At 56.1% G+C, this 25,059-nt stretch carries 20 protein-coding genes; 16 read left to right on the top strand and 4 right to left on the bottom strand.

Annotated features, from left to right (window positions below; translation table 11 throughout):
• Nucleotides 1–4: 4 nt before the first annotated feature.
• The 5 genes from ACFE33_RS10170 to rarD all read left to right on the top strand — a co-directional run bounded on the left by ACFE33_RS10170 (nt 5) and on the right by rarD (nt 5,800).
• Complete coding sequence (locus tag ACFE33_RS10170) at nt 5–337, top strand: sarcosine oxidase subunit delta (RefSeq protein WP_380052935.1); 333 nt, start codon at nt 5–7, stop codon at nt 335–337.
• On the top strand, nt 334–3,345 hold the full coding sequence (locus ACFE33_RS10165) for a sarcosine oxidase subunit alpha family protein (protein WP_380052933.1): 3,012 nt from the start codon (nt 334–336) through the stop codon (nt 3,343–3,345). The genes ACFE33_RS10170 and ACFE33_RS10165 overlap by 4 nt, the downstream gene beginning before the upstream one ends.
• Nucleotides 3,338–3,934, top strand: coding sequence for a sarcosine oxidase subunit gamma (locus tag ACFE33_RS10160; RefSeq protein WP_380052931.1), 597 nt, complete (start codon nt 3,338–3,340; stop codon nt 3,932–3,934). Before ACFE33_RS10165 ends, ACFE33_RS10160 begins: the two co-directional genes overlap by 8 nt.
• A 172-nt stretch (nt 3,935–4,106) precedes the next feature.
• On the top strand, nt 4,107–4,709 hold the full coding sequence (locus tag ACFE33_RS10155; protein ID WP_380052929.1) for a superoxide dismutase: 603 nt from the start codon (nt 4,107–4,109) through the stop codon (nt 4,707–4,709).
• A 152-nt stretch (nt 4,710–4,861) separates the two neighbouring features.
• Complete coding sequence (rarD, locus tag ACFE33_RS10150) at nt 4,862–5,800, top strand: EamA family transporter RarD (protein WP_380052927.1); 939 nt, start codon at nt 4,862–4,864, stop codon at nt 5,798–5,800.
• On the opposite strand, the gene ACFE33_RS10145 is transcribed toward rarD, so the two are convergent.
• A complete protein-coding gene (locus tag ACFE33_RS10145; protein ID WP_380052925.1) occupies nt 5,722–6,303 on the bottom strand; it encodes a TIGR00730 family Rossman fold protein in 582 nt (193 codons plus the stop codon). The two genes, rarD and ACFE33_RS10145, sit on opposite strands and share 79 nt — an antisense overlap.
• 105 nt (nt 6,304–6,408) lie before the next feature.
• On the opposite strand from ACFE33_RS10145, the gene ACFE33_RS10140 reads away from it, so the two are divergent.
• Both ACFE33_RS10140 and ACFE33_RS10135 read left to right on the top strand, forming a co-directional pair.
• Nucleotides 6,409–7,677 carry a LysM peptidoglycan-binding domain-containing protein gene (locus ACFE33_RS10140; RefSeq protein ID WP_380052923.1) on the top strand — a complete coding sequence of 423 codons (1,269 nt, stop codon included), beginning with the start codon at nt 6,409–6,411 and terminating at the stop codon, nt 7,675–7,677.
• A gap of 81 nt (nt 7,678–7,758) precedes the next feature.
• On the top strand, nt 7,759–9,585 hold the full coding sequence (locus ACFE33_RS10135; RefSeq protein WP_380052921.1) for an ABCB family ABC transporter ATP-binding protein/permease: 1,827 nt from the start codon (nt 7,759–7,761) through the stop codon (nt 9,583–9,585).
• A 43-nt stretch (nt 9,586–9,628) separates the two neighbouring features.
• Here the strand turns inward: ACFE33_RS10135 and ACFE33_RS10130 are convergent, their stop codons facing one another.
• Together ACFE33_RS10130 and ACFE33_RS10125 are read right to left on the bottom strand one after the other, a co-directional pair.
• Nucleotides 9,629–13,372, bottom strand: a complete 3,744-nt coding sequence (locus ACFE33_RS10130; protein WP_380052919.1) for an efflux RND transporter permease subunit — start codon at nt 13,370–13,372, stop codon at nt 9,629–9,631.
• Nucleotides 13,372–14,607: an efflux RND transporter periplasmic adaptor subunit gene (locus tag ACFE33_RS10125; protein WP_380052917.1), complete on the bottom strand. Its 1,236-nt coding sequence runs from the start codon at nt 14,605–14,607 to the stop codon at nt 13,372–13,374. Before ACFE33_RS10125 ends, ACFE33_RS10130 begins: the two co-directional genes overlap by 1 nt.
• A gap of 335 nt (nt 14,608–14,942) precedes the next feature.
• Here ACFE33_RS10125 and ACFE33_RS10120 point away from each other — a divergent pair, with 335 nt between their 5' ends.
• The 3 genes from ACFE33_RS10120 to der all read left to right on the top strand — a co-directional run bounded on the left by ACFE33_RS10120 (nt 14,943) and on the right by der (nt 18,619).
• Complete coding sequence (locus ACFE33_RS10120; RefSeq protein ID WP_380052915.1) at nt 14,943–15,602, top strand: hypothetical protein; 660 nt, start codon at nt 14,943–14,945, stop codon at nt 15,600–15,602.
• A 75-nt stretch (nt 15,603–15,677) separates the two neighbouring features.
• Nucleotides 15,678–17,048, top strand: coding sequence for a PQQ-binding-like beta-propeller repeat protein (locus ACFE33_RS10115; protein WP_380052913.1), 1,371 nt, complete (start codon nt 15,678–15,680; stop codon nt 17,046–17,048).
• A gap of 113 nt (nt 17,049–17,161) precedes the next feature.
• Nucleotides 17,162–18,619: a ribosome biogenesis GTPase Der gene (der, locus tag ACFE33_RS10110; protein WP_380052911.1), complete on the top strand. Its 1,458-nt coding sequence runs from the start codon at nt 17,162–17,164 to the stop codon at nt 18,617–18,619.
• Nucleotides 18,620–18,689: 70 nt separating this feature from the next.
• On the opposite strand, the gene serS is transcribed toward der, so the two are convergent.
• Nucleotides 18,690–19,982, bottom strand: coding sequence for a serine--tRNA ligase (gene serS, locus ACFE33_RS10105; protein ID WP_380052909.1), 1,293 nt, complete (start codon nt 19,980–19,982; stop codon nt 18,690–18,692).
• Nucleotides 19,983–20,253: 271 nt separating this feature from the next.
• Here serS and yajC point away from each other — a divergent pair, with 271 nt between their 5' ends.
• The 6 genes from yajC (at nt 20,254) to ccmB (ending at nt 25,053) form a co-directional block, all read left to right on the top strand.
• Entirely contained in the window at nt 20,254–20,574 is a 321-nt protein-coding gene (gene yajC / locus ACFE33_RS10100; protein ID WP_380052908.1) for a preprotein translocase subunit YajC, read from the top strand.
• Between the two features lie 46 nt (nt 20,575–20,620).
• Nucleotides 20,621–22,285 carry a protein translocase subunit SecD gene (secD, locus tag ACFE33_RS10095; RefSeq protein WP_380052906.1) on the top strand — a complete coding sequence of 555 codons (1,665 nt, stop codon included), beginning with the start codon at nt 20,621–20,623 and terminating at the stop codon, nt 22,283–22,285.
• Between the two features lie 2 nt (nt 22,286–22,287).
• Nucleotides 22,288–23,256, top strand: coding sequence for a protein translocase subunit SecF (gene secF / locus ACFE33_RS10090; protein ID WP_380052904.1), 969 nt, complete (start codon nt 22,288–22,290; stop codon nt 23,254–23,256).
• Nucleotides 23,257–23,361: 105 nt separating this feature from the next.
• The gene (locus tag ACFE33_RS10085) at nt 23,362–23,715 is read left to right on the top strand and encodes an Mth938-like domain-containing protein (RefSeq protein WP_380052902.1); all 354 of its coding nucleotides are present in this window, start codon (nt 23,362–23,364) and stop codon (nt 23,713–23,715) included.
• A gap of 64 nt (nt 23,716–23,779) precedes the next feature.
• Nucleotides 23,780–24,400, top strand: a complete 621-nt coding sequence (ccmA, locus tag ACFE33_RS10080; protein WP_380052900.1) for a heme ABC exporter ATP-binding protein CcmA — start codon at nt 23,780–23,782, stop codon at nt 24,398–24,400.
• On the top strand, nt 24,397–25,053 hold the full coding sequence (ccmB, locus tag ACFE33_RS10075) for a heme exporter protein CcmB (protein ID WP_380052898.1): 657 nt from the start codon (nt 24,397–24,399) through the stop codon (nt 25,051–25,053). Before ccmA ends, ccmB begins: the two co-directional genes overlap by 4 nt.
• The last annotated feature ends 6 nt before the right edge of the window (nt 25,054–25,059 follow it).

Below are 25,059 nucleotides of genomic sequence, written 5' to 3'. Positions count from 1 at the left end.
TGCGATGCTGACCTTGAAATGCCCATACTGCGGCGTACAGGCCGACGAAACCGAACTCTCGGCAGGGGGCGAGGCCCATGTTTCTCGTGCGTTGCCCGACAGCGACGACAGCACGCTCGCGAACTATCTGTTCTACCGTGAGAACCCGCGCGGCGTTCATTTTGAACGTTGGCGCCATAGTAACGGCTGTGGCAAGTGGTTCCACGCCGCGCGCAACACCATGACGCTTGAGGTCTATGGCACCTATTCCGCGCAAGTTTTTGGTCCCAAAGAAGAAATTATCGCACGTATCCAAGAGCGCCACCCCGATTGGACACCAGAAGCGGAGGCGAAATGAGCACCCGAATTAAGAATAGCGGTCGTTTGATTGATCGAAACGCTCTTGTCTCCTTTACGTTCAACGGTCAGGCTATGATCGGATACGAGGGCGACACACTCGCATCGGCTTTGCTTGCAAACGGTCAGTTGATGATGGGTCGCAGCTTTAAGTATCATCGCCCACGCGGCCCTGTTGCATCAGGGAGCGAAGAGCCGAATGCGCTTGTGAACCTTGGGCGTGATGGACGCTCGGAACCGAACCAGCGTGCCACAACAACCGAGATCTTCGAGGGGCTGGAAGCGACCAGTCAGAACCATTGGCCCAGCCTTGAGTTCGACGTTGGTGCGATTAACAATGCGGTGGCGCGCTTTCTGCCTGCTGGTTTCTACTACAAGACGTTCATTTCCCCGCGCCCTGCGTGGAAGCATTTGTTTGAGCCGATCATCCGCAAATCTGCCGGTCTTGGCCCCGCACCCAAGGAGCGGGATGCGGATACATATGAGCATTTCTACGCCTTTGCGGATGTGCTTGTCGTCGGTGGTGGCATCGCGGGTCTTCAGGCTGCTCTTGCGGCGGCTGAGGCGGGCGCGCAGGTGCTATTGCTTGAGCAAACGGCACATTGGGGCGGTCGCGCGCCTGTTGATATAGATCAGATTGACGGGATAGCCACCGAAGCTTGGATTGCGCAAACGGTTAAGAAGCTTGAGGCGCTCGATAATGTCACGCTGCGCCTGCGCACCCAAGGGTCCGGCGTCTATGATCATGGGTATGCCCTCGGGTATGAGCGTCTGAGCGATCACAGCGCGGATAAATCGGGCGCGCGCCACCGCCTCTGGCGGATCCGTGCAACGCGTATTGTTTCGGCCACTGGTGCGCTTGAGCGCCCGCTGAGCTTTGCGGGGAACGACATTCCTGGCGTCATGCTTGCAAGCGCGATGCGGGATTACCTTACGAATTGCGGCGTCGTTCCGGCGCATCTCCCTGTTGTTCTGACCAATAATGATGACGCGTATCGCACGGCAATTGCGTGGGCAGAAGCGGGGCAGACGGTTGCGGCCATTCTCGATGTGCGCCCTAATCCCAAGAGCGCGCTCATCGAGCGGGCCGAGGGGCTCGGGATACCGATACGCTTTGGGACCGCCATTGCGAAGGTGAACGGCAGCAAATGCGTTACGGGTGTATTGGTCTGCGATGCGGATTCAGATGGAAGTGAAACCGAGGAAATCATCTGCGACGGAGTTGCCATGTCGGGTGGGTGGTCGCCTGTCGTGCATCTCTGGTCCCATTGCGGAGGCAAGCTTGTGTGGGACGACGCACAGGCGCATTTCGCGCCCGATCAAACGCGACCACCAACTGGAGCGGATGGCGCAGGATTTGTTGTGACCGCTGGCACGGCTTCTGGAAAACTGAATGCGGCCGATGCACTTGCCGATGCGGATGCCGCAGGCAAACGCGCCGCCAAAGAAGCGGGGTTTACCCCCACTGATGCGGCGGCTCCTTCTGTTGAAGAGCACCCACCGTTCCCGCCACAGGCATCGTGGATACTCCCTGAAAATGCACCCGACGCGCTGCGGGCCAAATCTTGGCTGGATTTCCAGAATGATGTGAAGGTCTCCGACGTTCAACTGGCCGCTCGCGAGGGGTACGAGAGCGTTGAGCATACTAAGCGATACACCACATTGGGAATGGCAACCGATCAGGGTAAGTTGAGCAATATTAACGGCTTGGCGGTTCTTTCTAATGCTCTGGATCAAGAGATTCCCAAGGTCGGAACCACCACTTTCCGCCCGCCATTTACGCCGATTTCAATGGGCGCGATTGCGGGAGAAGCGCGTGGTGAACTGTTCCAACCCGTGCGCGAAACACCGATGCACCGCTGGCACCAAGCCCAGAACGCAGAGTGGGAACCGGTTGGCATGTGGCGTCGCCCCTATGCCTATTTGCGCGACGGCGAAACCACTGAGCAAGCGGTTATGCGCGAGACCAAAAACGCCCGCAACAACATCGGCCTTTTGGATGCAAGCACGCTCGGCAAAATCCTTGTGAAGGGGCCGGACGCGGGAAAATTCCTTGATCTCATGTACACCAATATGATGTCCACGCTGGCGGTCGGAAAATGCCGCTATGGGCTGATGTGTAATGATAACGGGTTCCTGATGGATGACGGTGTCGTTGCGCGCTTGGATGAGGAAACCTTCCTGTGTCATACGACGACGGGTGGCGCGGAGCATATTCACGGCCATTTTGAGGAGTGGTTGCAGTGCGAGTGGTGGGACATGAAAGTCTATACCGCCAACATAACCGAGCAATACGCGCAGATCGCCGTCGTCGGCCCCAAGGCGCGCGACTTGCTCGACAAACTCGGCGGCATGGATGTCTCGAAAGAGGCGCTTCCGTTCATGACTTGGACCGAAGGAAAACTCGCAGATATCGACGCCCGTATTTTCCGGATCAGCTTCTCGGGCGAACTATCCTACGAGATTGCCGTACCCGCAAGCTATGGTCTGGCACTCTGGGAGTTGCTTCACGAAGCGGGGCAGGAATTTGGCCTGATGCCATATGGCACAGAGGCGCTGCACATTCTTCGGGCCGAGAAGGGCTTTATTATTGTTGGTGACGAGAGCGACGGAACCGTCATTCCGCAGGACTTGAACATGAGCTGGGCTGTCTCCAAGAAGAAGGAGGACTTTATCGGTAAACGCGCTCATATGCGCAAGGATATGCAGCGCGAAGATCGTTGGAAACTCGTTGGATTACAGTCTCTTGATGGGTCTGTCCTTCCTGAGTCAGCTTATATTCTGGGCGATGGCCAGAACGCGAACGGACAGTCCGTCATGCGTGGACGTGTGACCTCGACGTATCATTCCCCGAACCTTGGTTATGGCATTGCTATGGCGCTTCTGGAGGGGGGGATGTCCCAGCGTGGCGAGGTTGTTCAGGTGGGTAACTTGGGCAAGGAACTCATCGCCGCACGGGTGGTTGATCCGGTATTTTACGACAAGGACGGAGCAAAACAGGATGTCTAGTAAGCACGCCCCCCAGAGCCCCCTAGAGGAGCAAGTCGCCGAAGGTCGCGTCGAAGTCCGCGAAATGGGTCTGCAAGGCATGATAACCCTGCGCGCCGACCTTGCGAATAAAAAGGTACGCAGTGCTGTCGAAGCACTTGTGGGGGTGGAAATGCCACAGCCTCGGCGCATTGCCATAAAACGCGGCAAGGGCATCGCGTGGATGTCGCCCGACGAGGTTCTTATTATCCTACCGTACTCCCAAGCGGCCAAGGCGGCGGCGAAACTATCGCAAGATCTGGAGAAGGAACACGCGCTTGTGGCCAATGTTTCGGACGCGCGGGCGGTCTTTACCCTGAGTGGGGCCGAGGCGCGGGATGTGTTGGGGAAACTGGCGCCCGTTGATCTCTCGACGGCCAGTTTTGCCAAAGACGAGGTGCGGCGCACACGAATTGCCCAGACGTCGGCAGCGTTCTGGATGTCCGGCACGGCCAAGGCGCCCTACAACAAGATCACGATTATCGTATTCCGAAGCGTCGCGCGCTATGCGTTTGACCTGCTTGCGCATGCCGCCAAATCGGGGGCGGTGGAGTATTATTCAGGGCGCTAATCCCGCGAAAGCATCAGCGGTCCTTCGCTGGATTTCTTCCCGTAACACGCGGATTTTGCTATTATAGCCGCTAAATTTTCAAATCGCCCTTGACGTTCGCATGGCTGGGGGGCCATTTGTCGAGGGAATGCAATTAACCCGCGCCTTTCGGTGCCAAACAATGAGGTTTCCCATGGCTTTTACGCTTCCCGATCTTCCTTACGCCCATGACGCGCTTGCCGAGAATGGCATGTCCGCAGAGACGCTCGAATTCCACCACGACCTGCACCACAACGCTTATGTGACCAACGGTAACAAAGCGATCGAAGGCACAGAGTGGGAGGGCAAGAGCCTCGAAGAGATCATCAAAGGCACATATGATTCCTCTGCTGTGGCGCAGAACGGTATCTTCAACAACATCAGCCAACTCTGGAACCACAACCAGTTCTGGGAAATGATGTCGCCAGGCACAACAGCGATTCCGGGCGAGCTTGAAAAAGCACTTATCGATAACTTCGGTTCTGTTGATGCGTTCAAATCCGACTTCTCGGCCGCTGGTGCGGGTCAATTCGGCTCTGGCTGGTGCTGGCTTGTTCAAGAGTCTGACGGCTCGCTGAAGGTCACAAAAACAGAAAACGGTGTGAACCCGCTTTGCTTTGGTCAAACAGCCCTTCTTGGCTGTGATGTTTGGGAGCACTCCTATTACATCGACTTCCGCAACAAGCGCCCTGTTTACCTTACAAACTTCCTTGAGAAGCTTGTAAACTGGGAAAATGTTGCGTCGCGTCTGGCGTAAGTACCCCGAAATAACGAGCGCCCAGTGCGGCGTTCGCCATATCAAACCCGTCGAAGGAATTCGGCGGGTTTTTTGCTCTTTACGTTGCGCAGGTCATGTGAAACGTTGCCGATAACGCCGCGCCGCGTTCCCCATGAATTGAGGTTTTCCCTATGTCCGAGAGCGTTAAAGGAAGTCTTGCGATGCTCTTTGCCTGCGTGGTTTGGGGGTTTTCGGCGGTATATTACAAATCCATCGATCACGTCCCACCGCTTGAGGTTCTCTGCCATCGCAGCCTCTGGTCGCTTGTGTTTCTGCTTATGGTGCTAGCCGTTCAGGGGCGGCTGGGGATGTTGCGCGATATGTTGGGTAACCCGCGAGCGCTCTGCTGGATTGGGGTGGCGGCGTTGATGATCTCAACGAACTGGTTTCTGTTTATCTTTGCTGTACAGACGGGCCGCACCGTCGATAGTTCGCTGGGCTATTTCATTTTCCCGCTGCTGGCGGTTCTGCTTGGCGCGTTTGTTTTGGGCGAGCGGCTTGGCACCCTAAAATGGGTTGCGGTCGGGCTCGCGGCGCTGGCGGTTACGGGGCTAACCGTTGCACTTGGCGCGGCACCTTGGATTTCGCTGACCTTGGCGGTCACTTTCGCATTTTATGGTTTGCTCAAAAAACAGATCGACGCTGGTCCCGTTGTTTCGGTAACGCTTGAAGTCTTACTGATCTCGCCGCTGGTTCTTTTTTGGATCTGGGGGGCGGAAACGCAGGGCTGGACCGCGTTTGGCGATCAGGAGGCGGGCGCATTCGGCAATAGCTGGAGTGATAGCCTGCTTCTGATGTTTTCGGGCGTACTAACCGGTGGGCCGCTTATCCTGATGTCCTACGCGAGCAAACGGATTTCGCTCGCGACACTTGGTTTGCTTACTTACGTGAATCCGACGCTACAGTTTGTTGTCGCGGTAGCGCTCTTTGGTGAGGTCATAACACCAGCCCATATGGTCGCTTTCCCGATTATATGGGTGGCGCTTGCGCTTTATTCTGCGGTGAGTTTCGCCGAGGAAAGATCCGCGCGCAAAGCTTCGCGCAATTCTGCTGCGGTTCCGACGATCTGAATGAAATCGCGCAGGGATGCGTCTGCGAAGCCCTGATCAATGATGTGATCGACAAGCTTTACCAGCGGCTCCCAATAGCCGTTCGGAGAAAGCAGATAGATCGGTTTGGCGTGAAGCCCAAGCTGGCGCCATGTCAGAACCTCAAAGAACTCGTCCATCGAACCCGCACCACCAGGCATCACAACAATCGCGTCGGCGTTCATATACATGACCTTTTTGCGTTCGTGCATGTTTTCGGTCACAATGAAATTCGTAAGATCGCGCTTGCCCACTTCACGGGACATGAGGTGCGTCGGAATAACGCCAAAGGTCTGCGCACCCGCTTCTTGCGCGGCATTCGCAACGGCCCCCATGAGGCCAACGTCACCCGCGCCATAAACCAGCCGCCAGTTTTCCTCGGCGATCATGGTTCCTGTCTCTTGGGCGGCTTCCAAAAATGCGGGGTCATCCCCCGTACGCGAGCCACAGTAGACACAAATCGAAGCGGAAAAAGGGGAAATCATGGACATTGGCCTTTGGTTAGGGTTTCTTGAGCGCCAACGTGGGCGGAATGCCCTTACAATCGCCTGTTCACTGGGTAGGTGCAAGACCATTGGGGAATGGAATTTATGGCTGTGAAGAGTAACTTAGGGTTCACGGGTGTCGCGCTTGGGGGAGCAACGGCATTGGCGGTGGCGATGGGGGGCTACGTGATGTATTCGCTCCCTAGGACGCAGGAAGTTTCGGCCCCCGAAGTCACGCCAGAGGACAACGCGCAGGTGGGTGAGGCAGCCGTAGAAGCTACACCTGATGCGCCAGTCGAGGAAGTTGCAACCGAAGTTTCCGAGCCTCCCGCAGAAGAGGCCATACCGACGATGGCACCCAGCTTTGATGTTGTGCGTGTGGACGCCGATGGTGGCGCGCTGGTTGCTGGCCGTGCCGAAGCGGGCACCGAGGTTGTTATCTCGTTGGATGGCGAAGAGGTTTCGCGCACCGAAGCAGACGCCAGCGGCAATTTCGTAAGCCTGTTTAGCGTTGAGGTCGCAGACGCCGCGCGCGTGATGTCCTTGGAAACAGGGAGCGGCGCTTCGACGGTTGCGTCCGCTGAAACCGTTATTCTTGCGCCGAGCGCGACACTTGCGCCATTGGCCGAGCCAGAGACCGCAGACGTTGCCGAAGTAGAGGCCGAACCAAGTGACGCTCAGGTTGCGACGGTTACGCCAGATCAGCCGCAAGATGCACCAGAAGAAACCGTGGAAAACGTAACAGCCGAAGCTGCGACAGAGCCCGCGCCCGAAACCGTTGAAGAACCGATTGAAGTCGCCTCCGCGGAACCTTCGGTCGATGATACCGCGCCGCAAGCGCCCGCCGTCTTGTTGGCGACCGATGAAGGCGTGGAGGTTTTACAATCCGGCGAACCTTCCAGCGACTTGGCGATCAATGCGATCACCTATGGCGCCGAGGGCAACGTCCAGATTGCAGGGCGCGGCAACCCCGGAGATTTCATTCGTCTTTATCTGGATAACGAACCCGTAGAAACCCACGAGATCAACGCCGAGGGCAATTGGGCCGCCGCATTGACCGAAGTTGAAGCGGGTATTTATACCTTGCGGGCCGATCTGGTGGATACCGAGGGCAAGGTGGTTTCGCGCGTCGAAACACCGTTCAAGCGCGAAACGCCCGAGGCGCTGGAAAAGGTCGCTCCGGTTTCCGAGGATGGCAATGTTGTTGTAAAGGCCGTGACCGTACAACCGGGCAACACGCTTTGGGGGATCGCCAAAGATACCTACGGGGACGGCGTGCTTTATGTGCGGGTGTTTGAAGCCAATCGCGACAGCATTCGTGACCCCAACCTGATTTATCCCGGCCAGCTCTTTACGGTGCCAACCAACGAATAAAGCAAACGAATTGGCGCCGTACCTCTGGCAATCCTTGTTCTGCGCCGCTAATCTGTGCCGCTCAGCAAGCTGGAGAATGCCATGCGCCGATTGACCCCCACAGATGCCGCTTTGAAGTCAGGACCCAAAGGGGGCGGCTGGAATGTGATCCGCCGCGTGATCCCTTATGTCTGGCCCAAAGACCAGCCTTGGATCAAGCGGCGCGTTGTGGCGGCAATGATTATGCTGCTGATGTCCAAACTCGTGGCCGTTGTTTCGCCGTTCCTCTACAAAGAGGCGGTGGATCTGCTTGCAGGTGAGGGGGAGCCCTCTGCTTGGATGCTGGGGATTGGTGCGGTTGGAATAACCGTTGCCTATGGCTTGGCGCGGGCGCTGACGGTTGGGATGAACCAACTTCGCGATGTTATTTTTGCGCGGGTGGGACAGCGGGCGCTGCGGCAACTTGCGCTTGAGACATTTACCCATATTCACCGCCTTTCGATGCGCTATCATATCGCGCGCAAAACGGGTGGTCTCTCGCGGATCATCGAGCGTGGTGTGAAGGGCGTAGATTTCCTTCTGCGTTTTCTTTTGTTTTCGATCGGGCCGCTCGTTCTTGAGCTTTTGATGGTCGCAGTCATTCTGTTTTTTGTGTTTGATGTCTGGTATTTGGCGGTCGTCGTTGCGACGATTGCGGCCTATGTCTGGTTTACCTTCGCGGTGACCGAATGGCGCGTGCGTATCCGCAAGGAGATGAACGAGCAGGACACCGAGGCCAATCAGAAAGCCATCGACAGTCTGCTGAATTTTGAAACGGTGAAGTACTTCGGCGCAGAGGGGCGCGAGGCCTATCGTTACGATAGCTCGATGGCGCTCTATGAGAAGGCGGCACTCAAAACGAGTTATTCGCTGGCGTTCCTGAACTTTGGTCAGTCGCTCTTGATTACGTCTGGGCTTGTCGCCGTGATGGTTATGGCTGCCGTTGGTGTGCAAAGCGGCGACTTGACCGTGGGCGATTTCGTCATGGTGAACGCCTATATGATCCAGATCACAATGCCGCTAAACTTCCTTGGTTCGGTCTATCGTGAAATCCGTCAGGCGCTGGTGGATATGGGCGAGATGTTTGAGCTTCTGGGACAACCTGCGGAAGTGACCGACAAACCAAACGCCAAGAAACTCAAGGTCGACGGCGGTGAGATTGAGCTTGATAATATCGAGTTCGGCTATGAGCCCGAGCGCCCAATCCTCAAAGGCGTGAGCCTGACTGTTGGTGCAGGCGAAACCGTTGCGATTGTGGGCCCATCGGGGAGTGGTAAGTCCACCATCGGGCGCATCCTTTTCCGTTTTTATGATGTGAACGCCGGCGCGCTTCGTATTGATGGTCAGGACGTGCGCGACGTGACCCAAGAGAGCCTGCACGAGCAAATCGGCGTGGTGCCACAGGATACCGTTCTGTTTAACGACACGATTTACTACAACATTGCCTATGGTCGTGCGGACGCTAGTCGAGAAGAAGTGCGCGAAGCCGCGCGCGCTGCGAAAATCCACGACTTTATTATGTCGCTTCCCAACGGATACGACACAGCGGTCGGTGAGCGCGGCCTAAAGCTTTCGGGCGGTGAGAAACAGCGCGTCGGCATCGCGCGTACGTTGCTCAAGAACCCGCCGATCCTGTTGCTGGATGAGGCGACAAGCGCGCTCGACAGCGAAACGGAGCGCGACATTCAAGATAGCCTCAAGGCGATGGGTAAGGGGCGCACGGTGATCACCATTGCGCATAGGCTCTCGACGGTGGTCGATGCCGACCGGATTGTGGTGCTAGAGGCCGGAGAGATCGTAGAGGAGGGCACGCACGACGAACTCCTCGCGCACAGCGGACGTTACGCAAATATGTGGCGCCGCCAGCAGTCCGAAGAAGACGCCGCCTAGAAATAAAAAGCCCCGCTGACCGAAATGGTGAGCGGGGCTTTTCTTATTCTGCGGCCTTGAGCGGAGGACCGTCGGATTTAGGAGTGTCCGTGGCCTCATCCGTGTCGCTACTTTCGTGCTTCACGTCGTTCTCTAGGAGCTTTGTCCAGTCAAGCTCTGGTGCCTTAAGTTTCTTGGCGGCGGATTGTAGCGCCCAGTCATGAGCGGCCTGACTGCTGCGTCCCATCGAGAGTTTCGCCAGAAGGCGCGCAATCCACGAAACGTAGGTCTTGAACCATACGGGGATCGCCAGCATCGAAGGCGTAAACACCAGCGTCAAAACCGTCGCAATACCCAACCCGAACACAACCGCAGTCGCAAGTTGCTTCCACCAAAGTGCGGTGGGGCTGTCGATGGAATAGCCGCCGTTGATAAAGTCGAGCGACAATCCGAACATCATCGGCGCAAGGCCCGCCATCGTTGTGATCGTTGTAAGCAAAACAGGGCGAATGCGGTTTTGCGCGGTGCGCACAATGGCCTCGATGCGAGGCATGTATTTCGCGTATTCCTGATAGGTGTCGATCAGAACAATGTTGTTGTTCACCACGATCCCCGCCAGCGCAACAATCCCCGTACCCGTCATAATGATCGAGAAGGCTTGATTCATCACCAACATCCCGATCAATACACCCGTCGTCGAGAGCACAACCGCAACCAGCACCAGAAGCGAGTTATAGAAGCTGTTGAACTGCGCCAACAGGATCACAAACATCAGCGCCAAAGCACCCGCAAACGCGCGCATTAAGAAGGCACCGGACTCGGCTTGGTCCTCTTGGTCGCCTGTCCATTCCCACGTCACATCATCTGGCAGAACCTCTTGGGTGTTCAGCCATTCGGTGAGCGCCTCGATACGCTCATTGGCGTTTACTGGTGCGGCCTGATAGGCGTGCGCGTCGATCTTGGATTGATAGGTTTCGCCATCGTTTGCAACCTTCCCAAGGTCCTTCTCGGCGATGAAATACGCCTCGTCGTCAGGGTCCGTTGGTGTGAGCTTTAGAAGGTTGGAGGCAATCCCCGCTTTCACATCAAAATAGCGTTGTTGATCCACTCGATCGATCTGCGCGAGTTTCTCGACAGGTTGGCGTGTGATGAAATTCGAAAGTGGCACAAGCCCCTCGGTGGTACGGATGCGCAGGCTGTCGAGTGTGGACAGAACGCGGTCCTCCTCGGGAAGGCGCACGCGAATTTCGATCTCCTCGTCACTTGAATCGACCCGCATGGTGTCGAGCAATATGCCGCGCGTCACCAATTGAACCATACCGCCGACCGTCGCAACATCTGCGCCGTATCGACCTGCTTTTTGCACGTCCACATCAATTTGCCAGTCGATACCGGGCAGGGGGAGCGTATCGTCGATATCTGCGAGCCCCGGCGTTACATCAAATTGCGCGCGCGCGATTTCAGTGGCGGCGCGAAGGCTTTCCCAGTTGTCGGATTTCAGCCGAAGATGCACAGGCTTGGCCGAAGCGGGACCGCGTGAAAGGTTGAGGATTTCGCTCCGTGTTCCCGGAATTTGGGCAAGCTTCTCTTCTAGACGTTCCAGAACCGCGTTGCCGTCATATTCTGGATCAACTGCGTTGCGCTTCAATCCCCAGAACCACGGCTCTTTGATGGTTGGGCGTTCTTCCCATGGCATCAACTCGATTTGAATTTGGCCAATGGAATCGCGTGGCGCGCCAGCACCGCCGTCAAATTGCGTAAGCCCACCGTCACCCGCAAAGGCAAAGGTGCTCTGGATACCTTTTTCCTTCAGCACGATATCCTCGGCCAAACGTAGCGCGTCGTCTTTTTCCTCAAGCGAGAGGTTCCCGCGCTGGCGCACATAGATGATCGCCTGCTCGGGTTCGCTATCGACAAAGAACTCGACGCCCTTGTTGTTTTCTCCGAAGATCGAGAAGGTCGTCAGAACGACGAAAATAACGCTCCCGACGGCCACAAGTGGCATGATCGGATTGCCGACGATGAACTTGATGAAAATCCCGAAGGGAGAGCGGCGGACACCTGCGCGCACCTTTTTTTCGCGCTTGGGAAGGGATGCCGCCCCCAAAAACGCAGAGCTTGCAAAGGCTGAAATCATAAAGAGCAGCGCACCGGGAATGATGCCTACGACGCCCGTCGCGATGGGTGTGCCCCCAAAGAGGTAACCCGGATTGAGCATCTGCATAATTCCGAGGAATAGCCCGTAGAACGCGACAGGAATAAGCGCTGCACGCACAAACCAAGGAAGCTTGCGTTTCAGGAATGCCGACGCATTCTCGATGATCCGCGAACCACGCCCGAAAACGCCGCCAAGGACCGGAAGGTAAACCAGCGCCACAACCAGCGACGCAGAGAGAACGAAGATCAACGTAACCGGCAGCATACCCATGAATTGCCCTGCGACACCGGGCCAGAAGAGCATCGGAAGGAACGCGCAAAGCGTCGTCGCAGTCGAGCTTACGATGGGCCAGAACATACGCTTTGCGGCCTCGGTAAAGGCGTGCATCGGGCCAACACCCTCTTTGATGCGGCGGTCTGCATATTCCACCACGACGATCGCGCCGTCCACAAGCATACCAACCGCAAGGATCAGGCCGAACATCACGATGTTGGAAATCGTAATTCCCATCGCGCCCAAGAGCACAAAGCACAACAGGAACGAAGTCGGGATAGAAAACCCAACCAGAAGGGCCGAGCGCGTTCCAAGCGTTCCCAGAACCACGATCATAACAAGGGCAATCGCCGTTAGAACCGAGCCTTCAAGCTGGCTGACCATAGAGCCAACCGTGCGCGACTGATCGTTGCTTGCGCCGACTTCTACCGCTGCGCGCAGTTGCTCTGGCCATCCTGCGCGGGATTCTTCGACTGCGGCGCGGACCTGTGCGGCGGTGTCGATGATGTTAAAGCCTTTGCGCTTCACGACCTGCAACGCGACGGTCGTTTCGCCATTGTAGCGTGCGGTGCCCACGCGGTCTTCGAATGTCAGACGGATATCCGCCAGATCGCCCAGCGTTACAACGCGGTCACCGTTAGTCTTGACGGGAAGGTCAAAGATATCTTGCGGCTCGCCGAAACTTGACGGGATTTTTACCGAGAACGCGCCGTTCGGCGTTTCGATTTCACCAGCGGCGATCAACTGGTTGTTGTTTACGACCACATTGATGAGTTCTGGCGCGGTGACGTTATATGCCTCAAGGCGCAGCGGGTCGATTGTGACCTCGACCATCTCGTCGCGATGCCCTGCGAGGGCGGCCTCAAGAACGGGTTCCAACCCTTCAAGCTTGTCCTGAAGCTGTTTGCCGACACGAACCAAGGTCCGTTCCGGCAGATCGCCAGACAGGTTCACGATGATAATCGGAAACTCGGAGAAGTTGATTTCGTTGATTGAATATTTATCGGCACCCGCAGGGAAATTCCCTTCAACGGTGTTCATCTTGTCGCGCACGTCGGCGATGATTTTTGTCTTGTCCCAGCCAAATTCGAACTCTAGCGCGATGCCGCCATACCCTTCGGAGGCGGTAGAGGTCATTGTCTTGAGGCCATCCAGATCCGAGAGTTCCGTCTCCATCGGCTTAACCAACAGAGCCTCGCTATCCTCGGCGGAAATTCCGGGGAAGGGGACCGAAACAAATAGAGCGGGAATTTCAATGTCGGGCTCACCCTCTTTGGGGAGGTTCACATAGGCGGCGGCCCCTGCGACCAAGGAAATCACAATAAATGCAATGACCATCCGGGCCCGTTCAGAGGCCCAGTCAACGATGCCCGTCATTAGCTTGGCTCCTTGTAGGTAACCGCCACTGTCACACCATCTGTAACATATTCCTGGCCGGATGTGATGATGCTGACCTCATCGGGAAGCCCGTCAAGCCATACGCCGCCGATCTCGTCGCGCAAAATCGACACGGGCGCAAACTGGACGGTTTTGTTTTCATCGACCGTACGAACACCCAGTTCGCCGTCGTCATCCAGCGTCAATGCGGAGGCCGGAACAAGGTGTGCCTCTGTCCCTGCGGCCGAGACGATAATCTCGACGGTTTGTCCGTCGCGGATCGCAAGGTCCTCATTTGGAACGATCACCTCCACACGAAATGTGCGTGTTGTGACATCCGCGGTGCGGGAGAGGAACGAAACGCTTCCCCGCGCTTCACGACCAGAAGCAAGCCGCGCACCGGCCATGGCGCCAACCTTGATACGCTCGACATCTGTTTCCGGAACAAAGCCGACGAGCTTGATCGGATTCAGCAATACCACCGTCCCGCAAAGCGCGCCGGGTTGCATCAAGGTGCCAAGTTCGGCGGTATCTGTTTCAAGCATTCCCGCAAAGGGCGCGTTGATCTTGAGGCGGTCAATTTCACGCTGTGCCGCAGCCACACGTGCCTCGGCAGATTTGATTCCCGACGTGGCAGCAGAGGCGGCGGCCTTGGCGGCCTCAACCGCTGCAAGGGCGCTCTCGACTGATGCTGCAGCAGAGGCGACGCGCGTATCCGAGGCAAAGCCACCTTCGGATAAACGCTTGGCGGCGTTATCGTTGATTTGTGCTTCGGCGAGGCGCGCGTTGGCCTCTGCGAGGCGGGCGTTTGCTTCTGGAACGGCGGCTTGGGCGCGGATCAAAACGCCCTGTGCGTCTTCAAGGTCGCTGGCGCGCGTGCCGATCTCGACTTCGCAGAGAAGCTGATCCTTTTCGACTTGGCTTCCTTTGCGAAGGGGCTCGGAAATAATAAGTCCGCTCACTTCGGAGCGGACTTCAACTTCGCGAGCGGCTTCTGTTTCGCCGCGCAATAGAACTGCGTTTTCAATCGGTTGCGCAACAGAGCGCAAAGCAACGACCGAAACGAGAGGTTTGGATGGCGTCGTATTGTCAGGTTCGGGAGCCGCCGCTGTTTCTGCTTCCGAAGGAGGTGCGTCCGTTTCCCGCGCAAAGTCGACAAGGTTGTCACGCTGAAACACAAGGAAGAACAAAAATGCGCTTACAAGGATAGCGGTTAAAATGGGAAGCAAACGCATGATTTCTCCGAATTTCTTAAATCTTGCCAAATGGCTGGGATGTTAATTACCTTCACATAGTTTTATTTCCGGAAATTTCAAACATTTTTTCCGGCCCTAAACTGTCTGGTTTAGTTTATTTTTTGCCGTTTGAATTTGCAACGGGCCATTTTGCGGCGAGATCGTGGCATGAATGGGAGAATTAGGCCGCGCTCAAGCGCCTTATCTTATGAGGAAATTCATGCTTAGGCGCCGCGACCCTTGGCAAGGCGTTCTCCTTCGGGGTATGAGGGGGCATTCCCCGATGAATCTGGGCGCGATGGTATGCGCTCGGTACGTGCGGGCAGGAGGAAGATGTGAGCGATACTGACAGTTTTATCGATGAAGTGAATGAAGAGGTCCGTCAGGATCGGCTCTTTGGATATCTACGCAAATACGGCTGGATTGGTGGCCTGTTGGTTGTGGCGCTTGTGGGCGGGACGGCTGTAGTTGAAACACAGCGCGCCTCAAAAATCGCGGCGGCCGAGGATTTCGGCGATCAGATTATTACCGCTCTTATGAATGACGCCACCGCGGATCGCGTCTCGGCCCTTTCTGAGATCGAGGCCCCATCGCAGCAGTCCGATGTTGTGCTCTCATTCCTTCGGAGTGGGGAGCTTGTTGAAGAGGGCGATACCGCTGCACAGGCCGTGGCAGAGCTTGAAGCGATCGAGCAAAACCCCGAAGCGGCACAGATTTACAAAGAGCTGGCGGCATTCAAAGCCGCGCTCTTGTTGCCACAATCCACAGACGCATCCGAACGCAAAGCCGCGTTTGAAGCACTGATCGTTGCTGGCGGGACGTTCCGCTTGTTAGCAGAAGAGCAGGTTGCGCTGATTGAGGCCGAAATGGGTGACACGGATGCCGCGATTGCGCGCTTGAACGCCATTTCTCAAGATGCTGAACTTACAGTGAGTTTGCGTCAACGCGTGAATCAGTGGAAGTTGGCGCTTGGTGCTGAAACAGAGGCAAGTTAATAACGTATTGCCTCGCCCATTTTCGGGGCAGTGAAGGGGTCGGTTTCGGTCGTCCAAGAGTTTCGAGGTATTTGAGTGGTGCATAATTCGATCACAGCGCGCGATGTCGCCGTTATCCCCCGCAAGAGCAAAAGTCTGATTGCGGGCTTTGTTGTTGCGGCGCTCTTGGCTGCATGCGGCAACAAAGAAGAGATACTTCAAGGCGAGCGGCTGGATATTCGCGCGCCAATGTCGGCAACGGCCAACCCCGAGAACGCGAGCGGAGCGGTTGCTACGGCCCCTTCGTTTGCGGCGCGTCGCGCTTCCGTTAACGGTTCATGGACCCATACCAACGGTTCTCCGCAACATTTGATTTCGCATCCTGCATTGGGGACGAATCTTCGTCCACTCTGGAGCGTTGATATCGGAGAAGGCGATAGCGCGCGCTATCGTATCTCGACGAACCCCGTCGCGAGTGGTGGGCGAATCTATACGATGGACAGCCGCTCACAGGTGATGGCGCACGCCACGAATGGCGGCAAAGTCTGGAGCAGGAACCTGACGCCTCCGACAGAATCGCGCGATGATACTGCGGGCGGTGGCCTTGCGATTTCCGGCGATATTCTGATTGCTTCGACAGGGTTTGGCGAATTGGTCGCGATGAGCGCGGCCACTGGCGGAACTATCTGGACACAGCGTCTGGATGCGGTTCTTTCCGGTCCGCCCACGATCTATAATGGTTTGGTCTACGCAGTGACGCGCGACAATGTTGCGTGGGCGCTGAACCTCAATGATGGCCGTATTCAGTGGCAACTCGCTGCGGCGCCAAGTGATTCTGGTATTTTGGGCGCGGCGTCGCCCTCTGTGAACAGCAATATCGCGCTTTTCCCGTTTAGCTCGGGTGAAATTATCGCGACTTTCCCCAAAGGTGGCCTTCGTGTTTGGAGTGCGTCCCTCGCGGGTCGACGCGCAGGTGCGGCCTATGCGGGCTTTAACGACATAACGAGTGATCCTGTTATTGTTGGCGGTTCGGTCTATGCCGGAAACGCCGCAGGGCGCACCATCAAGGTGGATCGCAACAACGGCGAAGTCATTTGGACAGCAACAGAAGGCGCCTATGGACCGGTTTGGCCCGAGGGGAACTCTGTTTTCCTTATCAACGACCAAGCGGCGCTTGTAAGGCTGAATTCCTCGACCGGTCAGACCTTGTGGAAGGTTGATCTCCCTTATTTTACTGAGGAAAAGATCAAGAAGCGCAAATCGATCTATGCGCATTACGGACCTGTCCTTGCGGGTGGGCGGCTTTGGGTCGGCTCGAGCGACGGTGCACTGCGTTCGTTTAACCCGACCACGGGCGCGCTTCTTTCAACGGTTGAGTTGCCGGGTGGGGCCACCAGTGCTCCGATTGTTGTAGGGCAAACGCTCTATATAGTAACCAAAGACGGGTCGCTGCGCGCGTTCAGATAACCTGAATTGCGTACCGCGCAGACCCGCTATCGCAAGTTAACTTCACGCAGGGGCTTTTCGTTTCTGCGCAAAACGTGTTACGGACCCGTCTGATCTGTGCATTGGAGCATGAAATGAGCTTTACCCTCGCCATTGTGGGCCGTCCGAACGTCGGTAAGTCGACCCTGTTTAACCGTTTGGTTGGCAAACGGCTGGCTTTGGTTGACGACCAACCAGGCGTTACGCGCGACCTCCGCGAGGGAGCGGGGCGCATCGGTGATCTACACTTTACGGTCATTGATACCGCTGGCCTTGAAGAGGCAACCGACGAAAGCCTTCAGGGGCGGATGCGTGCGCTGACCGAACGTGCGGTTGGGATGGCGGATATCTGTCTGTTTATGATTGACGCGCGTGTTGGCGTCACGGCGACCGACCGCGTGTTTGCCGAAATCCTGCGCAAGAAAAACGCCCATGTGATTCTGGCGGCGAACAAAGCCGAGGGACACGCGGGCGAGTCGGGCGCGCTTGAGGCCTATTCCTTGGGTCTTGGGGAGCCGCTGCGCCTTTCTGCGGAACACGGCGAGGGGATACCCGACCTTTATCAAATGCTTCTTCCGATTGCGGATGAGTTGGAAGCCAAGAACCTATCTGATGCTCCCGAAGTTGACGTTGATGTCGATGATGAAAGCGACGACGGTCCACGTATCCCAACGAAGACCAAGCCTCTGCAAATCGCCATCTGTGGTCGCCCGAATGCGGGCAAATCTACGCTGGTGAATCAGCTCTTGGGCGAAGAGCGTATGCTCACAGGTCCCGAAGCAGGTATCACGCGCGATGCGATCTCGGTTCAGACGGATTGGGACGGCGTTCCTGTGCGCCTCTTTGATACGGCGGGAATGCGTAAACGTGCGAAAGTTCAGGAAAAGCTTGAGAAACTCTCAGTTTCCGACGGCATCCGCGCGGTGAAATTTGCTGAGGTGGTCATCGTGTTGCTTGACGCCGCGATCCCGTTCGAAACGCAGGACCTCAAGCTTGCCGATCTTGTCGAGCGCGAGGGACGCGCCGTTGTGATTGCGGTGAACAAGTGGGACGCCGAAGAAGACAAGCAAGACAAGCTCAAACAACTCCGTGCCGATTGTGAACGTCTGTTGCCGCAACTTCGTGGTGCGCCGTTGGTGACCATTTCCGCGAAAACGGGCAAGGGCATGGATCGGCTTCACAAGGCCGTCATGGAGGCCCACGAGGTCTGGAACCGCCGTGTTACCACAAGTCAGCTCAATCGTTGGCTTATGGCAATGGTCGAAGCACACCCACCGCCCGCACCATCAGGACGGCGGATCAAGCTGCGTTACATGACGCAAGTGAAAACCCGCCCGCCGGGTTTTGTGGTGATGTGTAGCTTGCCAGAGAAGTTGCCTGAAAGTTATTCTCGCTATCTTGTCAACGGGTTACGGATCGACTTTGATATGCCCGGTACGCCAATTCGTCTTCATATGCGAAGCCAAGCGGCGCAGAACCCATACAAAGACAAGAAAAAATCCACACCTTCACGCCTGCGCAAGCACTTGGGCAAAGGGGCGGCAGACAAGTAGCCCCCAAAGAAAAAGCTCAAAGCCGTGGAGTGCGGCTTTGAGCTTTACTTTTCAAACGGTCGCGTAGCTTTTACGCCAGTTTACCTTCGGCAGTGATACGTGTTTTACCACCAAGGTACCCATGCAGCGCCGCAGGCAAAGTGACAGAACCGTCTTCTTCCTGCCCGTTTTCAAGCACCGCGATTAGAGTACGACCAACCGCAAGGCCAGAGCCGTTCAGAGTGTGAACAAACGATGGCTTGCCGCCCTCTGTTGGTTTGAAGCGCGCGTTCATGCGACGAGCTTGGAAATCGCCCGTTGTCGAGCACGAGCTGATCTCGCGATAGGTATCCTGACCGGGAAGCCAAACTTCGATATCGTAGGTCCGTTTTGCGCCAAACCCGATGTCGCCGGTGCAAAGTTTGACTGTGCGATAGGGCAGGCCGAGTTTTTCAAGGATACCTTCGGCGCATTTTGTCATGCGCTCAAGCTCTGCGTCGGATTCGTCGGGGTGAACGATCGATACCATCTCGACTTTTTCGAATTGGTGCTGACGCAACATACCAGATGTATCGCGCCCCGCCGAACCCGCCTCAGAGCGGAAACACAGGGTGTGCGCAACCATACGGCGTGGCAATTCGGCCTCGGCAACGGTTTGTTCCGCAACGCTATAGGTCAGCGGTACTTCGGCCGTAGGAACGAGCCACCAGCCGTTTGTCGTCTGGTAGGAATCATCGCCGAACTTCGGCAATTTGTCTGTTCCGGTCATTGCATCATCACGCACAAGGACGGGCGGGTTTACCTCGGCCAATTCATTTTCATCCACGTGGGTGTCGATCATGAATTGTGCCAATGCACGATGGACGCGGGCGACCGCGCCTTTCATCATCACAAAACGCGCACCCGAGATCTTGGCCGCCGTGTCAAAATCCAGCGAGCCCGCGGTGCCAGTAAGCTCGAAGTGCTCTAGGGGCTTAAACGTAAACGCGCGCGGCGTGCCCCATTTGCGAATCTCTTCGTTGTCGTTTTCGTCGGCGCCTTCTGGAACGTCATCGTAAATTACGTTCGGCAAACCCATTAGCAGATCACGCAGGCGCGCATCCTCGGCCTTGGCTTCCTCTTCGAGAGTTGCGATTTCGGCCTTTTTCTCGGCAACCAGCGCGCGCAGGCGGTCGAACTCTGCCTCGTCGCCACGACCTTTGGCCGCACCAACTTCTTTGCTGGCTTTATTGCGGGCGGCCAATGCATCCTCGGCAGCGGCGATTTTCTCGCGGCGGGCTGTATCGATCGCCAGAATTTCTTCGGACAAAGACGACAATCCACGGCGCGCCATAGCGGCGTCAAAAGCGGCGGGGTTTTCGCGTATCTGGCGAATGTCGTGCATTTCATCGTTCCTTTGTTTGGTGAATCACCGGTTATTCGGGATTCCCAAGGGGTTTAGACCATTTTGGCCTGCTCGGGAAAGGGGGGAGGCAGCGTGCCTTGGCGGCTGTATCCTAATTGTTTTGCCAATAGCCCCTCCAAGTTTGCATTTCTACTTCCTATGTTGTTGGAACGCGGGATTTGCGCCTTGCGGGGATGGTGGGTGCGCATTAGTGTGCCCGCCAAGCTATTTGGTGCAATAGCGCCGTATAATTAACGAAAAGGACGACACAATGTTCGTAACGCCTGCCTACGCCCAAGCCGCTGGATCTTCTTCTGGCGCTGTACTGCAATTTTTGCCACTTATCGCGATTTTTGCGATTATGTATTTCCTCATGATCCGCCCACAGCAAAAGAAGATCAAAGAGCACAAAGCTATGGTCGAAGCGCTTCACCGTGGTGACCAAGTGGTCACACAAGGCGGGTTGATCGGCAAAGTAACCAAAGTCAAAGACAACAACGAAATCGAAGTTGAATTGGCTGAGGGCGTTAAAGTGCGCGTTGTTCAATCGACAATCGCTCAAGTTCTGAACAAGACTGAACCTGCAAAATAAGAACAAGCAGGCCGATAATACGATTGACTAAAAACAGGCGGAAATGATGCTGACTATCGCTTTATGGAAGCGGATCGTAATCTGGGGGTTGTGTATCCTCGGATTGGTCCTTGCGCTTCCCAACGGGTTTTATCCACGGGTGGAACGACATAATGATGCCGTTTCGGCGATTGAAGCAGGGTTCAACACCCCTGAAAATCAAGAGGATGTCGGACTTTGGCCCGACTTCCTTCCGTCACATCTGGTCAATCTTGGCCTCGACCTTCGGGGCGGGGCGCACTTGCTGGCGCAGGTAAACCTTGCAGAAGTATATGAATCGCGGATGGAGGGCATGTGGCCCGACGTGCGCGATGCCTTGCGTGTCGAAAGCGATGTCATTGGCGGTGTGCGTCAGGTAAAAGATGCGCCCGCAGGTGAATTGCACGTCCAGATCAACAAGCCAGAGGGCCTTCAGACGGCTGTCGATGTTGTGAAGGAATTGGCGCAACCCGTTGTTAGTCTTACGAATTTGGGTCATAGCGATCTGGAAGTGCGCGGCGAGGGGGACACCGTTATCGTTGCCCTGTCCGAAGCAGAGCGGATTGCCACAGATCAACGCACGATGGCGACATCGCTTGAAATCGTGCGCAACCGCGTTGATGCCGCTGGTACACGCGAACCTACAATTCAACGTTCGGGCGACGACCGTATCCTCATTCAGGTGCCGGGAATTGGCTCGGCAGAAGAGTTGAAAGAGCTTATCGGCTCAACAGCGAAACTAGAGTTCCGCCCCGTCGTGGGGCGCGCAAGTGGCCCTGATGAGCGGACAGACTCGCGCACCGAGGTTCTGCCCTCTGTTGATGAAGAGGGTGTTTACTATATCGTCGAAACACGCCCCGTGGTGACAGGCGAAGAGCTGACAAATGCGCAGCCAAGCTTTGATCAGAACGGCCGCCCCGCCGTGAGCTTTACGTTCAACGGGCACGGTTCGCGGGCATTCGGTGACTACACACGCGACAATATCGGTTCCCCATTTGCGATTGTACTGGACGACGAAGTGATTTCAGCGCCAACAATCCAAAGCCACATTCCAGGTGGTTCTGGCATTATCACCGGCAACTTCGACATTGCCGAAACCACTCGCATGGCGATCTTGCTGCGCGCAGGGGCGTTGCCAGCCAAGATGACCTTCCTTGAAGAACGCACCGTCGGGCCAGAGTTGGGCCAAGACAGCATCGACGCGGGGCGCATCGCGTGTATCATCGCGTTCGCGGGTGTGCTGATCTTTATGGTTCTATCCTATGGCCTGTTTGGTTTCTTCGCGAATATCGCGCTTATCATCAACGTCGGCCTGATCTTCGGTATCCTGAGCCTCTTGGGTGCCACGCTAACGCTTCCGGGTATTGCGGGGATAGTTCTGACCATCGGTATGGCAGTGGATGCCAACGTGCTTGTGTTCGAGCGTATCCGTGAGGAATTAAAGGCCAAACGTGGCCCCGTTCGCGCTATTGAGCTTGGCTATGAAAAAGCTCTGAGCGCTATTGTGGATGCCAACATCACCACACTTCTGACAGCGGTTATCCTGTTTGCGATGGGTTCTGGCCCTGTCAAAGGGTTCGCCATTACGTTGGGTATCGGGATTATGACATCCGTCTTTACCGCAATTTTTGTCACACGCCTGATCATTGTCACATGGTTTGAGCGCAAACGTCCCAAAGCGATTGAGGTATAATCATGCGTTTGAAACTTGTACCCAAAGATAGTCACTGGGACTTCTTTTCGACAACCAAGATAACTCTCGGCATGTCATCGCTTGCGGTTGTGGCTTCGGTTATCTTGTTCTTTGTGATGGGGCTGAATTTCGGGATCGACTTTAAGGGCGGCACAACCATCCGCACCGACTCCGAAGTCGCTGTGGATGTCGGCGCGTACCGCGATGCACTAACGCCGCTAAATCTTGGCGATGTTTCGATCACCGAGATTTTCGATCCGACCAACCCAGATCAACACGCCGCGCAAATCCGAATTCAAGCCCAAGAGGGCGCGGAGAGCGTATCGATTGAAATGATCACAAGCGTTAAGGAGGCGCTCCTTGCCACGGACAGTTCACTGACTTTCCCAGAGGTAACCTCAGTCGGGCCGAAGGTGTCGGGAGAGCTGGTTCAGACGGCCATACTTGCGGTTGTCGTGGCGATTGCGGCGGTTCTGTTCTATATCTGGCTTCGGTTTGAGTGGCAGTTCTCTGTCGGAGCGGTCACGGCACTTGTGCATGACGTTCTGCTTACGATTGGGGTGTTCAGCGTACTTCAAATCAAGTTTGACCTCGCGATCATCGCGGCACTTCTGACGATTGTCGGTTACTCGTTGAACGATACCGTGGTGGTGTTTGACCGCGTTCGTGAAAACCTGCGCCGCTACAAGAAAAAGCCGCTTCGGGATGTTTTGAACCAGTCCATCAACGAAACGCTCAGCCGTACAATGATGACATCGGTGACTACACTCATCGCGCTAATCTCACTGTTTATTCTGGGTGGCGATGTGATCCGTGGCTTTGTGTTTGCCATGATCTGGGGCGTCATTGTCGGTACATATAGCTCGGTGTTTGTTGCTTCGGCGGTTCTATTAAAGTTGGGTGTAAAGCGGGATTGGTCCAAAGAGGGCAACAATCCGGACGCGCCAACCACCCAAGAAGCACAGGCGTAAACGCCTACAAATAACCTAGTTCGGCGCGGCGCAACATTGAGTTTGCGCCGCGCTTTGTTTTTGGGATGTCTTGCTGCTCCCTTCGCAAAAGGTTACAACGACCCCATGAAATTTAACGAAGTTACATATGGCGATGTCGTGCCCGTTGACGGCTATGGCCCCGGATTTTTCCGTGTCGAGGGCGAAGTCCACGAAGGCCCGCTTGCGCTTTTGCCAAGTGGTCGGATCACATGGAAAGGGTTCGATGACCTCGCCCCGCTGATCACTGCGGCGGGGGATATTGACGTACTCTTTGTTGGAGTCGGTCAGGATATCGCAGCACTGCCCGAAGGTGTGCGAGAGGCGCTTGAGGCCGAGAATATCGGCGTCGAGTTGATGGCCACGCCCACCGCCTGCCGCACCTATAACGTGCTCTTGTCCGAAGGGCGGCGCATCGGGCTTGCGGTTCTTCCTGTATAAGCTCCTGATCCAGGCACGTGGAAATTTCTTTTTCTTTTGTGCAGGATAGGCTACCCATTTTCACATGATTTTACGGGTCGAAAATCTCTCGGTACAGCGCGGCGGCGTCGCGATCTTGGCGGATGTTTCATTTGCGCTGGACGAGGGACAAGCTCTCTTTCTGCGCGGTCCGAACGGTATCGGTAAGACAACGCTCCTGCGTACATTGGCGGGCCTTCAACCAGCCGTTTCAGGCAGTATCGAATGCACTGCGGGCCCCGATAGCATTGCCTATGCCTCTCACGCTGATGGGGTAAAACCAACGCTGACTGTCGCCGAAAATCTCGGGTTCTGGGCGCAGGTGTTCGGTACCAACTCTTTTGACGCAGCGCTTGAGAAAATGAACCTTACATCGCTGGCAAATCGCCCCGCACAGACGCTTTCGGCGGGACAAAAACGCCGCCTTGGGCTGGCGCGGATGTTGGTGACGGAGCGCCCGATCTGGGTGATGGACGAGCCGACAATCTCGCTTGATCGCGACAGTACCGCGCTTTTTGCGTCTGCGGTTCAGTCCCATCTGGCCAAAGGAGGCGTCGCCGTAATCGCCACGCATATCGATTTGGGCTTTGGCGCGGATGTGCTGGAGCTTGGGCCTTACAAAGCGCCGCAAACGAGCGACGAAGCCTTTGACGAGGCGTTCATATGAGAGCGCTTTTCTGGCGAGATATTCGACTTTCGTTGCGCGCGGGCGGGGGCTTTGGGCTTGGCCTGGCGTTCTTTTTGATTGTTGTCACGCTGGTGCCGCTGGGTGTGGGGCCGCAGACCGATATGCTTCGCATCATTGCGCCCGGAATCCTGTGGGTTGGAGCGCTTCTTGCGTGCCTACTCTCGCTCGATCGTATCTTTGCGCTGGATTATGAGGATGGATCGCTGGATCTGATGGCGACCTCTCCCTTGCCGCTCGAAGGCGTGGTGGCGATCAAGGCTATGGCGCATTGGGCGACAACCGGCGTGCCACTCACATTGGCCGCACCCGTATTGGCAGTGCTGTTGAATATGCCGAGCGAGTCGTTTGTATGGCTGGTTGGGACGCTGATCGTTGGTACGCCTGCGCTCTCAATTATCGGCACTTTCGGGGCGGCGGTGACTGTAGGGCTTAAACGTGGGGGGCTTCTATTGTCGATCCTCGTGTTGCCAATGTATATGCCGACGCTGATTTTCGGGGCCGAGGCTCTGCGTCGTGGGGGCGAGGGGATGTCCGCGCAAACGCCTCTGTTTCTGCTCGCGGCTATCTCACTTGCTTCGCTTGCGATCCTGCCTTTTGCGGCGGCTGCGGCAATCCGTATCAACCTGCGCTGACACAAA

Origin of the sequence: Falsihalocynthiibacter sp. SS001 (assembly GCF_042445055.1) — a bacterium.
Classification (GTDB): Bacteria; Pseudomonadota; Alphaproteobacteria; order Rhodobacterales; family Rhodobacteraceae; genus Falsihalocynthiibacter.
Note: the sequence above shows the minus strand (reverse complement) of the source record. Positions and strands in the feature narration are given on the sequence as shown.

Bases quoted from the DNA above. Each gene is read 5' to 3' on its own strand.
- ACFE33_RS10170 (WP_380052935.1), top strand. From the start codon at position 5: ATGCTGACCTTGAAATGCCCATACTGCGGCGTACAGGCCGACGAAACC.
- ACFE33_RS10165 (WP_380052933.1), top strand. From the start codon at position 334: ATGAGCACCCGAATTAAGAATAGCGGTCGTTTGATTGATCGAAACGCT.
- ACFE33_RS10160 (WP_380052931.1), top strand. From the start codon at position 3,338: ATGTCTAGTAAGCACGCCCCCCAGAGCCCCCTAGAGGAGCAAGTCGCC.
- ACFE33_RS10155 (WP_380052929.1), top strand. From the start codon at position 4,107: ATGGCTTTTACGCTTCCCGATCTTCCTTACGCCCATGACGCGCTTGCC.
- rarD (WP_380052927.1), top strand. From the start codon at position 4,862: ATGTCCGAGAGCGTTAAAGGAAGTCTTGCGATGCTCTTTGCCTGCGTG.
- ACFE33_RS10145 (WP_380052925.1), bottom strand. From the start codon at position 6,303: ATGATTTCCCCTTTTTCCGCTTCGATTTGTGTCTACTGTGGCTCGCGT.
- ACFE33_RS10140 (WP_380052923.1), top strand. From the start codon at position 6,409: ATGGCTGTGAAGAGTAACTTAGGGTTCACGGGTGTCGCGCTTGGGGGA.
- ACFE33_RS10135 (WP_380052921.1), top strand. From the start codon at position 7,759: ATGCGCCGATTGACCCCCACAGATGCCGCTTTGAAGTCAGGACCCAAA.
- ACFE33_RS10130 (WP_380052919.1), bottom strand. From the start codon at position 13,372: ATGACGGGCATCGTTGACTGGGCCTCTGAACGGGCCCGGATGGTCATT.
- ACFE33_RS10125 (WP_380052917.1), bottom strand. From the start codon at position 14,607: ATGCGTTTGCTTCCCATTTTAACCGCTATCCTTGTAAGCGCATTTTTG.
- der (WP_380052911.1), top strand. From the start codon at position 17,162: ATGAGCTTTACCCTCGCCATTGTGGGCCGTCCGAACGTCGGTAAGTCG.
- serS (WP_380052909.1), bottom strand. From the start codon at position 19,982: ATGCACGACATTCGCCAGATACGCGAAAACCCCGCCGCTTTTGACGCC.
- yajC (WP_380052908.1), top strand. From the start codon at position 20,254: ATGTTCGTAACGCCTGCCTACGCCCAAGCCGCTGGATCTTCTTCTGGC.
- secD (WP_380052906.1), top strand. From the start codon at position 20,621: ATGCTGACTATCGCTTTATGGAAGCGGATCGTAATCTGGGGGTTGTGT.
- secF (WP_380052904.1), top strand. From the start codon at position 22,288: ATGCGTTTGAAACTTGTACCCAAAGATAGTCACTGGGACTTCTTTTCG.
- ACFE33_RS10085 (WP_380052902.1), top strand. From the start codon at position 23,362: ATGAAATTTAACGAAGTTACATATGGCGATGTCGTGCCCGTTGACGGC.
- ccmA (WP_380052900.1), top strand. From the start codon at position 23,780: ATGATTTTACGGGTCGAAAATCTCTCGGTACAGCGCGGCGGCGTCGCG.
- ccmB (WP_380052898.1), top strand. From the start codon at position 24,397: ATGAGAGCGCTTTTCTGGCGAGATATTCGACTTTCGTTGCGCGCGGGC.